The sequence below is a fragment of the Enterococcus sp. DIV1314a genome, from assembly GCF_051713805.1.
Taxonomy (GTDB): domain Bacteria; phylum Bacillota; class Bacilli; order Lactobacillales; family Enterococcaceae; genus Enterococcus_I; species Enterococcus_I aquimarinus.
The window spans coordinates 1440664-1454735 of record NZ_JBIOQP010000001.1; the positions used below are offsets into that span (position 1 = coordinate 1440664).

Here is a 14072-nt window from a genome sequence, read left to right on the forward strand (position 1 = left end):
TGCAAGATATAGTGCTTAAATTCAATGCAACACACTACATATAGATTAAGAAATCAAGGTGTATTAACCACTTTGATATACATTTACAAAGGGCAGGAGGAACTTTCATGGTTTACTTAAAAATTAAAAGATTAATAGATATCATACTTTCAACATTAGGACTTATCATATTATCTCCTGTATTTTTAGTGCTCACTACCGCAATAAAGCTGGATTCCCCTGGGGCTATTCTTTTTAAGCAGAGGAGGGTTGGTTTACATAAGAAGCAATTCGATATTTTAAAGTTTAGGACAATGAGAATTGATACACCAAAGGACACACCAACTCATCTTTTAGAAAATCCGGATCAATGGATTACAAAGGTAGGGAGATTTTTACGCAAAACTTCACTTGATGAGTTACCTCAAATCATTAATATCTTAAAAGGTGAAATGTCTATTGTTGGGCCAAGACCTGCGCTGTGGAATCAATATGATCTTTTGAATGAGAGGGATAAGTATGGTGCAAATGATGTCCCTGTTGGACTTACTGGATGGGCACAGATTAATGGAAGAGATGAACTTGATATCGAAGCAAAGGCTAAACTTGATGGTGAATATGTAAAGAATATCGGATTTAAAATGGATATGAAGTGTTTCTTTGGTACATTTTTAAGCGTACTAAGAAGTGATGGTGTTGTCGAAGGCGGAGCCGCAGAAATGGTAAAAAAGGAAGAATCTAAGCTATGAAGAGAGTTCTAATAACGGGAGCAAACAGTTATATCGGATCACATGTAGAAGAATGGTTGAAGAAAAATCCTGATGCATATTCTGTGGATACTATCGATATGATTGATGGTAAATGGAAAGTGAAAGATTTTTCTCAATATGATGTTATATACCATGTCGCTGGTATTGCTCATGCAGATGTAGGAAATGTATCAGAAGAGCGTAAGCTTCTCTACTATAAGATTAATACGGATTTAGCGGTAGAAGTAGCACAGAAAGCAAAAAATGAAGGTGTTAAGCAGTTTATCTTTATGTCTTCCATGATAGTTTACTCTGGGTGTGAGGAAAAATTCATTACAAAAGATACTGCTCCTGTAGCACTTAATTTCTATGGGGACTCTAAGTGGCAGGCTGATCAAAAAATCAGAGCAATTGAGACACGAGATTTCAAAGTAGTCGTTCTAAGACCTCCGATGATTTATGGAAATAAAAGTAAGGGTAACTATGCAGAACTTGTTAAGCTTGCAACTAAGCTTCCAGTATTTCCGGTAGTAATAAATAGGAGATCTATGTTGTACATTGATAACCTCTGTGAGTTTGTAAAACTGATGATTGATAACCAAGAATCTGGTGTATTTTTTCCGCAGAATAGTCAATATACAGTAACAAGCGAAATGGTTCATATGATTGCAAAGACTAAAGGTCACAAAATTGTAATGATCCCAGGATTTGGCTGGATAATCAAGCTTTTAATGAAGTTTCCTGGAAAGATAGGTGGGCTTGCTACAAAAGCATTTGGTGATTCTGCTTACGATCTTAAGATGAGTGAATATAAGATTAATTATAGAGTGGTAGGTTTTGAAGAAAGTATTTTGAAGGAAGGAAGAATAGATGAGTATGAAACCTAAGGCATTAATGTTAGCATCGGTTGCATCTATGATAGATTTATTCAATATGGATAACATTTCTATCTTAAAAGATCTAGGATATAGTGTTGATGTTGCAACCAATTTTGAATATGGATCGATAACAAGTCAAGATAGGGTTAATGAATTTAGAAATGAATTGGAAAAAGACGATATTAGAACATTTCAGATACCTATACCTAGAAGTATTGTAAATGGCGGGATAATGAAATCATACAAACTGATTAAAAAATTGATTGAAGAAAATCAGTATAGAATAGTTCATTGTCATTCTCCGATTGGTGGTGTAGTTTGCAGATTGGCTTGTAGAGCATCAAGAAAAAAGCATGGTATCAAAGTGATTTATACCGCTCATGGATTTCACTTTTTTAAAGGCGCGAGTAAAAAAGCATGGTTAATTTTCTATCCAATTGAAAAATTCTGTTCAAGATTTACTGATCTACTAATTACGATAAACAAGGAAGATTATAACATTGCTCAGAAATTTCATGCAAAAAAGACGGAATTTGTTCCTGGAATTGGGGTGCATACTGATGAATTTAGAAATGTAGCTGTTGATAGAAATGCAAAAAGAAAAGAGCTCGGTTTTTCTGAAAAAGATTTTGTTTTTATGAGTACTGGACAACTCTCTGTTCGCAAAAATCACGAAGTAATAATAAAAGCATTGAGTAAAATCAAAGATGACAGAGTCAAATATTTGATTGTTGGTTTTGGTGAGCTGGATCAAGAATTAAAGGAACTAGTAATAAAGCTTGGGTTAAAGAACAGGGTTATTTTCACAGGTTATAGAGGCGATGTTAAGGAACTATTACATGGTGTAGATGGGTACGCATTTCCAAGTCTTCAAGAAGGATTGCCGGCATCTTTAATGGAGGCAATGTCTGTTGGGTTACCAGTAGTGTGTAGTAAAATCAGAGGTAATGAGGATTTAATCAAGGATGGTAATGGTGGTTATTTATACGATCCTTATGATATTGATGGCTTTTCTGAGGGGATGGAAAAAATAGTTCATTCAAAGGCTGGAGAAATGGGGACAGTAAACATTGAAACCATGAAATCGTTCGATACAGAAGTTGTTACTAATATAATGAAAAAAATATATTCAGATATATGATTTTTGTGGAAGGTGACTTAGATGGAATATGCTGTAGCAATAGTTTTTTATAATCCGAATAAAAATTCATTTCAGAATATAACTGTATATCAAAAAGTGTTTAAGCATATTTTGATTATTGATAATTCCACAACGAGTAATGAGGACTATTTTCTGAATAGAGACGGAGTAATCTATCAATTTATGGGTGGAAATAAGGGGATGGCTGTAGCTTTGAACGAAGCGTACAAATGGGCTATTGAAAATAGCATCGATTATTTGCTCACAATGGATCAAGATACTTATTACCCCTCAGACGAAATTGAAAAAATGGTGCGTTTTATTGAGAAACAAGAAAGTCAAGGAATCGATAATGTATGTATATATTCAGCGAATTTTGCCAAGCAATATACAGATAGTGGAAACAATGTAGTTGGCCCCCTAAATATAGAAAGAGAAAGAATACAGGAGTGTTCGTTCTCTATGACATCTGGAAGCTATATGAAGGTTTCTTTTCTCAAAAGAATAATGCCAATTGAAGATTGGTTCATTGGAATGGTCGATTACGATGTATGTGCCAGTTTGAAAGTGAATTACCCACTAAGTGTAATTTTAAGATATGGTAATTCGGTTATGTATCAAGTTGTTGGTGAACAATTGGAAAATACTTGGATCAATAAGTTTTTTCATATAGTTCATCTTAGCAATGATAGATATTATTATATGGAAAGAAATTCCCGTTTCTTTTTAGATAAGTATAGGACTAATAGAAGACTATGTTCAATAATGCGTAAACAAAGGATGAGAATCCTTTTTAATGTTATTTTTGAAAAAGATCGAATAGAAAAAGTCAAATTAATCGTAGATGGAAGAAAAGCATATAAAAAGAATGAATATGGGGTAAGAATAAGATAAAGTCCGTATAATTGTGTAAAAGTAAAAAGGCCATATAACAGTCCTTTTACGGTACAATGTTTTTAACGACAAAAACATACCCAGGAGGACTTTTACATGACCCAAGTACATTTTACACTGAAAAGCGAAGAGATTCAAAGCATTATTGAATATTCTGTAAAGGATGACGTTTCTAAAAATATTTTAACAACGGTATTTAATCAACTAATGGAAAATCAACGAACAGAATATATTCAAGCAAAAGAATATGAACGAACAGAAAACCGACAAAGTCAACGAAATGGCTATTATGAGCGCAGCTTTACGACACGTGTAGGCACGCTAGAATTAAAAGTACCCAGAACACGTGATGGCCATTTTTCACCCACAGTGTTTGAACGTTATCAACGAAACGAAAAAGCCCTCATGGCTTCAATGTTGGAAATGTATGTATCAGGCGTTTCAACTCGTAAAGTATCAAAAATTGTGGAAGAACTTTGTGGTAAATCCGTCTCTAAGTCCTTTGTTTCTAGCTTAACAGAACAGCTAGAAACTATGGTTAACGAGTGGCAGAATCGTTTATTATCAGAAAAAAATTATCCTTACTTAATGACCGATGTACTCTATATAAAAGTACGAGAAGAAAATCGAGTACTCTCAAAAAGCTGTCATATAGCGATTGGAATAACCAAAGATGGCGACCGTGAAATTATCGGCTTCATGATTCAAAGTGGCGAAAGCGAAGAGACCTGGACAACATTTTTTGAATACCTAAAAGAACGCGGTTTACAAGGTACGGAACTCGTTATTTCTGATGCGCACAAAGGATTAGTCTCTGCCATTAGAAAATCCTTCACCAACGCAAGTTGGCAAAGATGCCAAGTTCACTTCCTAAGAAATATCTTTACCACCATTCCTAAAAAAAATTCAAAATCTTTCAGAGAAGCTGTTAAAGGAATTTTTAAGTTCACAGATATTAACTTAGCGCGTGAGGCTAAGAATCGATTGATTCATGATTATATCGATCAACCAAAATATTCAAAAGCTTGCGCATCATTGGATGATGGATTCGAAGACGCCTTTCAATATACCGTACAAGGAAATTCCCACAATCGACTAAAGAGTACCAATCTAATTGAACGACTGAATCAAGAAGTACGCAGAAGAGAAAAGATTATTCGCATCTTCCCCAATCAAACATCAGCCAATCGCTTAATTGGAGCCGTTCTTATGGACCTGCATGATGAATGGATTTATTCTTCAAGAAAATACATTAATTTTGATAAGTAGAAATGGTAAAAACATTGTATAGCATTTTACACAGGAGTCTGGACTTGACTAAGAATTAAAATGAGTTAGATAAAAAATAATAGGAGATATTGACTATGCAAAAAGTGATAGTAGGAATAGTAACGTTTAATCCAAATATTGAAGTGTTAAAGAGAAACATTTCTACGTTACTTAATGAAAATGCAAGGCTTATAATATCTGATAACAACTCTACTAATATTGAAGAGATAAAAAGCACAATCCCAGACACAGTTGACTTAATTGAGAATGATAGCAATAAAGGAATTGCAGTAGCATTAAATCAAATAATGAAGTTTTCAAAACAGAATCAGTATACTTGGGTGGCGACTTTTGATCAGGATACCATAGTGCCACCTAATTATTTAGAGGTGGCATTAGGGGAATCTTATACTGATAAAACTGCAATGATTGCGCCAGTGATATATGATTTCAACCGAAAAGTCGTAGATAAAACATCCTTAGTAGGCGCTAAATCAGATGATAAATTGATTAGTATAAGAAAATGTATAACATCGGGAGCCTTAACTAATACAGAAATATGGCATGCTGTTGGCGGATTTAGAGAAGATTTATTTATTGATGGAGTTGATTTTGAATTCTGTAATCGAATAATAAAGAATGGTTTTGAAATTTATCAGAATATTAACCTCAAGATTGAACATTCAATAGGACACGGTAAAGTTTTTTATTTGGGACCTATTGCTTTAGATTTGCACAATCACAATGCTTTCAGGAAGTACTATATAGTAAGGAATAAGTTATATTGTGATTTCTTAATAAACAATAATATAAATATAGGTACAATTTTTAGTGTTGGTAAAATTATAATACTAATCATATTATTCGAGCAAGATAAGAAAAACAAAATTTCTGCTTCTTTAAAAGGGATAAAAGATGGGATACAACTAATACGCATAGAAAAAAAGAAAGATTGAGGGAGGATGTTGTGATATGAATAAGTCTGATTTGAAATATTTTCTCAGAAATACAAAGGGGATATCCAAAGTTTATGACTCTTTATTAAATAAAATCAAGGGTAATAGTTTTAAATGTGACAGTATCAAATACATTAATTGGGAATTTATTAAAGATAAAAAAACGAGAATAAACATTTTTTTACCTTCATTCGAGGCAGACTTCGTTTATGGAGGGGTTACTACCGCTCTGAAAGTAATGTATGAAATTGCAAATAAAGCAAATGCTAGTATACGAATAATCGTTTTAAATGGATTTTATAGCAATAAGTCTACATATAAAACTCATCAAATATCTTCGTCGAAAGAGAGTCAAGACTTGATTTTTATTGACGAAGGTAGAGTTCTAGAAATAGGGGTTAATGATTTTTTCATTGGCACTTTTTGGACAACGATTCCGTCGATTTCAAATTTATTAGATGCGCAAAAAGAATATTTTGATATCGAAAAACGACAGTTAATTTATCTGATTCAGGATTTTGAGCCCGCATTTTATAATTGGTCTACAGAATATGTGTTATCGGAGAGAACATATACACAAAAACCTGAAAGTATCTATGCAGTTTTTAATACTTCACTCTTGCAAGAGTATTTTCACAATCATGGTTATTATTTTGGTAATGAAGTGAACTTCGAACCAGAAATAAATGAAGCATTGAAACAAAAGCTTATTTCGTCAGATGCAAAAAAATATAGAGAGAAGATAATACTTATATATGGAAGACCTAGGGTGGATAGGAACGTATTTGAAATTATCAGGTATGCATTAAGTAAATGGTCTGATACATATAAGAATGCATCTGAATGGAAAATATATTCTCTTGGATCTTCTATGTCAACTTTACATTTAAAGAATAATATCATAGAGTCGAAAGGGAAATTATCACTAAATGATTATGCAGACACTATGTTAAAGTCGTATGCTGCCATTTCGTTGATGGTTTCGCCACACCCATCATACCCACCATTAGAAATGTCAACTTTTGGCATTAGAACAATTACAAATAAATTTGAGAATAAAGATTTAACTGGATTTAATGATAACATTGTTTCAATAGAAAACTGTGATCCAAATATAATATACCAAAAGTTATGTAGCCTTTGTGATGAGTATGAGAAACATGTTTCAGAATTTAGTATCAATAAGGAATACTTTGATGGTGGTAGTTTTTCCAGCACAACTGATTTATTGGCAGAGTATGTAAAGAAAGAGATAATTAATGATGATTCTCAGTAGAGTAATATATAAAATTCGATATTTCATACTACGTAGTAAGCTAGCTTATTTTGGAGAAAATGCTAGGTTTGTTGGGGATATTAGAATTCTTAATCCTCAATACGTTCATATTGGAGCTAATTGTAAAATTGGCTCTATGTGTAGAATTGAAGCGTGGGATTCTTTTAACGGTGTAAAATTTTCACCAACAATTGAATTTGGTAACGATGTGAGGATTAATTCTAAATGCCATATAGGGGCAATTAATTCCATAAAAATAGGTGATAATTGTCTTTTGGGGAGTAATGTTTTTATTACGGATCATTCACATGGCCAAAATAAATTAGAAGAAATGAATATACATCCTTCAGAACGAGATCTTTATAGCAAAGGAAGCGTATCTATCGGCAAAAATAGTTGGATATGTGAAAATGTAGTTATACTTCCAGGTGTACATATTGGGGAATGCTGTACGGTAGCTGCAGGGTCGATTGTAACAAAAGATGTTGCATCTTATTCTGTAGTAGCCGGTAATCCAGCTAAAATAGTGAAAAAAATTCTGTAGAGGATGTATATTGATGAAAAAAACAGTGGTAAGTAATGGTATATTAAATGGTATAAAACAAAGTTCTCAAGTTTTATTTTCGCTTATAACTATACCATATATTACTAGAGTACTTGGGGTAGAGAGATATGGAACGATTAATTACTCAAATTCAGTTGTGAGTTATTTTGTACTGCTAGCTGCATTAGGTATAAATACCTATGCAGTAAGAGAAGGTTCCATACGCAGAAGGAATAAATTCGAAATATCAAAATTTGCTAGCGAAATGTTTAGCATTAATATAATATCAACTCTTATTGCATACCTACTACTTTTCATTACAATTTCAATAAATAGATTTGCTCCTTATCGTGAGATTATGTTGATTCAAAGTTTAGTGATAATTTTCAATACAGTCGGTATGGACTGGGTGAATGTCGTGTATGAAGACTACAGATATCTAACCATTAGATATGTAATTATTCAAGGATTATCTATTATAGCAATGTTTTTTTTCGTGAAAAACACTGAGGATTATTTAATGTATGCAGTTATTAGTGTCATTGCTATTGCGGGAGCGAATATGTTGAATTTTATTTATATTCATAAATATATAGATTTTAAATTTATATTCAACAAGGCTATTTTGCTACATATAAAGCCAATATTAATTTTATTTGCGAATGCTGTTGCAATTACGATTTACGTTAATTCTGATATAACAATGCTTGGATTAATGAAGGATGACTATTCTGTAGGGGTTTATTCATTGTCTAGTAAAATTTACTCAGTGATTAAATTAGTAATTTCATCACTGATTGTAGTGACAATTCCTAGGTTATCCGAAATGGTTGGAAATAATGAGTTCGAAAAATATAATAGATTTCTTAAAAGTATTTTTGGGTATACACTTGTTCTAACAGTCCCCATAACTGTGGGAGTATTTTCATTGTCGAAGCCACTAATGTTTGTGATGGGTGGGGATCAATATGTGATTGGCTTCACTTCATTAATGTTACTTTCAATTGGTGTTTTATTTTCAGTAATGGGTTATTTTATTACAAACTGTATTTTAATCACATCAAAGTATGAAAAGCAAGTGTTTATTATTACATTAATCGGTGCAATAGTAAATATCGTGTTGAACTTATTCTTCATATCTCGTTTTAATTATCTCGGTGCTTCGATAACAACAGTTTTTTCAGAATTGATTGTAGCAATTATGGGATTCCTTTATGTAAAAAAAAGAAAGTTAGCACAATCTTTACTGTCGTTTAAAGACTTATTAAGCTATATTGCGGGAGGCATATGTGTACTAGTAATATGTATCTTCATCCAGAATACCGTTATTAATGACTTAGTTTCAATAATTATTTCTGCAGTTACGGCATTATTTGCTTACCTAGTAGTACTTTATGTATTTAAGAATTCCGTGATAAGGGGAATGATAGCAAATCTTAATGTAAGTCACAGAAAATAGGGAGGAGAATCATTAACTTGCTGCAATTATCATATTTTGTTTTGTTAATCATGAATTATTTGGCTAGAAATCGAAAAAAAAATGTGCAATGGTTATTAATTTTAACTGGCGTATTCATTGTATTCTTATGGTCTGGAAACAACGATGGACCTGATTTTTATAATTATTTGGACATTTATAGCAGTGCAGAGACAACAATTAAGTCGACAGGATTATATCAGATTATTTATACTAGTTCAATGGCCTTTATTCACAGACTAGGGTTTACATTTTATCAATATAGAATAATCGTATCATCAATATCTATATTTTTTATTTATGAGTTGTTGAAAAGATTTAAGATTAACATCAGTTATTTTGTTTTCTTATATTTTCCTATAATGCTTTTTATGGATGGTATACAAATACGAAATTTTTTTGCGATACCGTTTTTGATCCTTGCTTTTTACTATATGAGTCATAAGAAGCGAGGTTGGAAAGTAAAGTGTTCAGCAGCACTTTTAGGAGCTTTTTTTGTACATAGTAGTTTCATTGTTTATTTTATCTTTCTTCTAATTCCCAGCAAGAAGTATAATAAAAATAAATTATTTAAGATGCATGCGACAGTAGGTTTGTTATTTACGGTACTTCTTTTTATGTTTAGAAGTGCTTTAGGACCAATTCTCAGCTTTATTAGTATTGTTGATGAAACTAGGGTTGCCCAATATAGTGGTATACAGACCGGATGGGGACCTCTTATTCCAATTTCAATGCATCTCGCAGCAATTGGATTATCCTTTTATTCAATGTATATTGTAAATAGAAGTAACGTTAATAATAGTAGAAATCGCAAAGAGGATGCAGCTATAGTAAGAACTGTTCTTTGGCTAAATCTATTGTCGTGCTATCTGCTACCGTTTACGTTGATTCAGATTAATTACTATAGATTGGTTAGAAATATATTTTGCATAGATCTCATAATGTTCGCAATAACTAAAAAATACAGCTGTAAAACTTCATTATTTTCGATTCTAGTAGTCGTTTTTATAAGTGCATGGTTTGTTGTAGAGGCGTTGTTATTAAGCGAGATTCGAATTATTATAAGCCCGTTTTTTAAACATAATATTTTTTTAAATGGCATCTAAAAGATATTGGTTAACTATTCAGTAACGTAATTCCTGCTATATTATGGATTAAGTACGTTGATTCATGTAGGAAGGCAAATATAAAAATCTTCTATACATTTTGGTATAGTTGTTTACCATACCAAAATAGAGAATAGACTGAAGTTGATATAACGTTTCTTAAAGTACAGCTATATCAAGAAAAGTCAGTTTTGCTTGTGTGCGATAATTTCATCATACCTGAGGAGGGACGATTTGAAATAGATTATTAACTCAATGACCATGATGTGAATAAGGTTTCTAGTATAGCTAGTATAATGTAGTTTGTTGTTATACAATTAATAAATATAGGAACTGAAATACAATTCTATTTCCTAAAAAAATGGGTTAGTTATTAAATTTAATAGATAAAAAAATGGAGGAACAAAATGAAAGGAATAATACTCGCTGGAGGATCAGGCACACGCCTATACCCTCTAACAAAAGCAACTTCAAAGCAACTCATGCCGATTTATGATAAACCGATGATTTATTATCCACTATCGATTTTGATGTTGGCAGGAATTAAAGAAATTTTAATTATCTCGACTCCACAAGACACGCCGAGATTTCAAGAACTCCTTGGTGATGGGAAAGAATTAGGGATTCATTTAGAGTATGCGATTCAACCTAGTCCCGATGGTTTGGCCCAAGCCTTTATTATTGGGGAAGAATTTATTGGTGAAGAAAGTGTATGCTTGATTTTAGGTGACAATATCTACTACGGTGGTGGCTTATCGAAAATCTTACAACGAGCTGCTGAAAAAGAAAGTGGTGCGACTGTTTTTGGTTATCATGTGAATGATCCAGAACGCTTTGGAGTGGTCGAATTTGATCAAGAAATGCGCGCTTTATCGATTGAAGAAAAACCTGAAGAACCAAAATCCAATTATGCGGTAACTGGACTTTATTTTTATGATAATGATGTCGTTGAAATCGCAAAAAAGATTCAACCTTCTCCTCGTGGGGAATTAGAAATCACGGACATCAATAAAGCTTATTTAGAGCGTGGCGACTTATCAGTTGAATTAATGGGTCGAGGGTTTGCTTGGTTAGATACAGGTACGCATGAATCACTACTTGAAGCGTCCTTATTTATCGAAACGATTGAAAAACGGCAAAACTTAAAAGTCGCTTGTCTAGAAGAAATTGCTTTTCGTATGGGCTATATTACCAAAGAAGAAGTCATCCAATTAGCCCAACCGTTAAAGAAAAATCAATACGGACAATACTTATTGCGATTGGTGGGAGAAGAATAGATGGCAAAAATCAAAGTAACAGAAACGAAACTAATGGATGTAAAAATTATAGAACCGGCTGTTTTTGGCGATCATCGTGGTTTTTTTACCGAAAGTTATTCGAAAGAAGCATTTAGCGAAGTGGGTATCACGTTTGACTTTGTGCAAGATAATCATTCATTATCTGTTGAAGCAGGTGTCATTCGTGGGTTACATTTCCAAAAAGGCGAAGCGGCACAAACAAAATTGATTCGTGTCGTTTCAGGCGCAGTCCTAGATGTGATTGTTGATATCCGGAAAGGATCCCCGACCTATGGGAAGTCCGAAGGCTATATTTTATCTGCTGACAATCAACGACAATTGTTAGTACCAAAAGGTTTTGCGCATGGTTTTGTGACACTTACGCCCAACGTGAATTTTTTATATAAATGTGATAACTATTATAATGCGGAAGCTGATGGGGGTATTGCATTTGATGATCCGGCGTTAGGAATTGATTGGCCGCTCGATTTATCGAAGGCGATTTTGTCTGAAAAAGACAAACAACACCCAACATTGGCATCTTTTGAAAATGAAAATCCATTTATTTATGGAACGATTTAAGGAGAAGAAGACATTGAAAAATATCATTGTAACAGGTGGCGCAGGATTCATTGGTTCTAATTTTGTTCACTATGTCGTGAATCATCATCCTGAAGTCCATGTGACAGTTTTAGACAAATTAACTTATGCCGGAAATAAAGAGAATTTAGCAGGTCTTCCTGAAGATCGTGTGACATTAGTAGTGGGTGACGTCGCAGACATGGCGCTTGTAGACTCATTAGTCGCAAAAACAGATGCTGTCGTTCACTATGCAGCAGAATCGCACAATGATAATTCGCTGAGAGAACCGTATCCTTTTGTGCAAACCAACTTAATTGGAACGTATGCTTTGATTGAAGCATGCCGTAAATATAACGTTCGATACCACCATGTTTCTACCGATGAAGTGTATGGCGATTTACCTTTAAGAGAGGATTTACCAGGTAATGGAGAAGGTGTAGGCGAGAAATTTACGGATAAGACCCCTTATAATCCGTCTAGTCCCTATTCAGCAACGAAAGCCGGTTCTGATTTGTTAGTAAAAGCTTGGGTTCGTTCTTTTGGCTTACAGGCGACCTTATCGAATTGTTCCAATAACTACGGACCTTATCAACATATCGAGAAATTTATTCCTCGTCAAATCACAAATATTTTGAGTGGGATTCGTCCTAAGCTCTATGGTGAGGGTAAGAATGTTCGAGATTGGATTCACACCGAAGACCATTCTTCTGCAGTGTGGACGATTTTGACGAAAGGACAAATTGGCGAAACCTATTTGATTGGTGCCGATGGTGAGAAAAATAACAAAGAAGTTATTGAATTATTACTAGAGTTAATGGATCAATCGAAAGATGCCTATGATCATGTCGTTGATCGTCCAGGTCATGATTTGCGTTACGCAATCGATTCTTCGAAACTACGCAACGAATTGGGATGGACACCTTCTTTTACTAATTTTGAAGAAGGATTAGCTGAAACAATTGCTTGGTATCAAGAAAATCAACAATGGTGGCAAGCAGAAAAAGAAGCGGTCGAACAAATTTACGCAGAGCAAGGGCAATAAGAACGATAGTAGCAGGAGAAATCCTGCTTTTTTTGAAAGGATGAAAGCCATGATTTTAGTAACTGGAGCCAAAGGTCAGCTAGGAATGGAACTATGTCATTTGTTAGATGAACAAGGGATTGAGTATGTGGGGACTGCAATGGCTGATTTGGATATTACCAATGCTGAACAGGTAGCACATTTCGTTCAAGCACTTCAACCAAGTATCATTTTTCATTGTGCGGCTTATACAGCGGTTGATTTAGCAGAGGATGAAGGGAAAGCATTGAATCAAGCTGTCAATATCGATGGCACGAAAAATATTGCTTTAGCTGCGAAGGAAGTCGGCGCGACTTTAGTTTATATTAGTACAGATTATGTTTTTGATGGACTGTTAGGTGAAGGTGAATATACCGTTGATTCGCCAAAGAATCCCCAAAATGAATATGGGAAAGCAAAACTAGCGGGAGAACAAGTAATCGAAAAACTGTTAACGAATTATTATATTATCAGAACGTCATGGGTATTTGGTCAATATGGGTCGAATTTTGTTTATACCATGAAAAAATTAGCGGAAAATAGAAAGACTTTAACCATTGTGAGTGATCAAGTAGGTCGGCCAACGTGGACGCGAACCTTGGCCGAATTTATGCAATTTATTGTGGAAAAAGAAGCACCGTATGGCGTATATCACTTATCGAATAAAGGATCTTGTTCATGGTATGAATTTGCGAAAGAAATTCTAAAAGAGAATACTGATGTTGAAGTACTCCCGGTAACCTCTGAAGAATTTCCACAAAAAGCGACTCGACCGAAGCGTTCCATTATGGATTTGAGTAAGAGTGAGGAATTGGGATTTTCGATAATTGATTGGAAGGAAGCACTTAATAACTTACTATCGGATAATATTCAGTAGTCATCTA

General features: G+C 33.8%; 14 protein-coding genes. All 14 read left to right on the forward strand.

The window, feature by feature from the left end:
• Positions 1-107 precede the first annotated feature (107 nt).
• On the forward strand, positions 108-728 hold the full coding sequence (locus IGI68_RS06795; protein ID WP_438731671.1) for a sugar transferase: 621 nt from the start codon (positions 108-110) through the stop codon (positions 726-728).
• Positions 725-1615, forward strand: coding sequence for an NAD-dependent epimerase/dehydratase family protein (locus IGI68_RS06800; RefSeq protein ID WP_438731674.1), 891 nt, complete (start codon positions 725-727; stop codon positions 1613-1615). The genes IGI68_RS06795 and IGI68_RS06800 overlap by 4 nt, the downstream gene beginning before the upstream one ends.
• Positions 1599-2747, forward strand: a complete 1149-nt coding sequence (locus IGI68_RS06805; RefSeq protein WP_438731676.1) for a glycosyltransferase family 4 protein — start codon at positions 1599-1601, stop codon at positions 2745-2747. Before IGI68_RS06800 ends, IGI68_RS06805 begins: the two co-directional genes overlap by 17 nt.
• Before the next feature lie 21 nt (positions 2748-2768).
• Entirely contained in the window at positions 2769-3641 is an 873-nt protein-coding gene (locus tag IGI68_RS06810) for a glycosyltransferase (RefSeq protein WP_438731679.1), read from the forward strand.
• Positions 3642-3737: 96 nt separating this feature from the next.
• Entirely contained in the window at positions 3738-4910 is a 1173-nt protein-coding gene (locus IGI68_RS06815; RefSeq protein ID WP_438731682.1) for an IS256-like element IS256 family transposase, read from the forward strand.
• Between the two features lie 95 nt (positions 4911-5005).
• Entirely contained in the window at positions 5006-5866 is an 861-nt protein-coding gene (locus IGI68_RS06820) for a glycosyltransferase (RefSeq protein ID WP_438731685.1), read from the forward strand.
• A 16-nt stretch (positions 5867-5882) separates the two neighbouring features.
• Complete coding sequence (locus IGI68_RS06825) at positions 5883-7142, forward strand: rhamnosyltransferase WsaF family glycosyltransferase (RefSeq protein ID WP_438731688.1); 1260 nt, start codon at positions 5883-5885, stop codon at positions 7140-7142.
• On the forward strand, positions 7126-7686 hold the full coding sequence (locus tag IGI68_RS06830; RefSeq protein ID WP_438731691.1) for an acyltransferase: 561 nt from the start codon (positions 7126-7128) through the stop codon (positions 7684-7686). The genes IGI68_RS06825 and IGI68_RS06830 overlap by 17 nt, the downstream gene beginning before the upstream one ends.
• A 13-nt stretch (positions 7687-7699) precedes the next feature.
• Positions 7700-9145, forward strand: a complete 1446-nt coding sequence (locus IGI68_RS06835) for a flippase (RefSeq protein WP_438731694.1) — start codon at positions 7700-7702, stop codon at positions 9143-9145.
• 17 nt (positions 9146-9162) lie between these two features.
• Positions 9163-10269: an EpsG family protein gene (locus tag IGI68_RS06840; RefSeq protein WP_438731697.1), complete on the forward strand. Its 1107-nt coding sequence runs from the start codon at positions 9163-9165 to the stop codon at positions 10267-10269.
• 407 nt (positions 10270-10676) lie between these two features.
• Positions 10677-11546 carry a glucose-1-phosphate thymidylyltransferase RfbA gene (gene rfbA, locus IGI68_RS06845; RefSeq protein ID WP_438731700.1) on the forward strand — a complete coding sequence of 290 codons (870 nt, stop codon included), beginning with the start codon at positions 10677-10679 and terminating at the stop codon, positions 11544-11546.
• Positions 11547-11555: 9 nt separating this feature from the next.
• Positions 11556-12128 (forward strand): dTDP-4-dehydrorhamnose 3,5-epimerase, encoded by a 573-nt coding sequence (rfbC, locus tag IGI68_RS06850; protein WP_438733232.1) that lies wholly within the window; start codon positions 11556-11558, stop codon positions 12126-12128.
• A 13-nt stretch (positions 12129-12141) separates the two neighbouring features.
• The gene (rfbB, locus tag IGI68_RS06855) at positions 12142-13170 is read left to right on the forward strand and encodes a dTDP-glucose 4,6-dehydratase (RefSeq protein ID WP_438731703.1); all 1029 of its coding nucleotides are present in this window, start codon (positions 12142-12144) and stop codon (positions 13168-13170) included.
• Between the two features lie 49 nt (positions 13171-13219).
• The gene (rfbD, locus tag IGI68_RS06860; RefSeq protein ID WP_438731706.1) at positions 13220-14065 is read left to right on the forward strand and encodes a dTDP-4-dehydrorhamnose reductase; all 846 of its coding nucleotides are present in this window, start codon (positions 13220-13222) and stop codon (positions 14063-14065) included.
• The last annotated feature ends 7 nt before the right edge of the window (positions 14066-14072 follow it).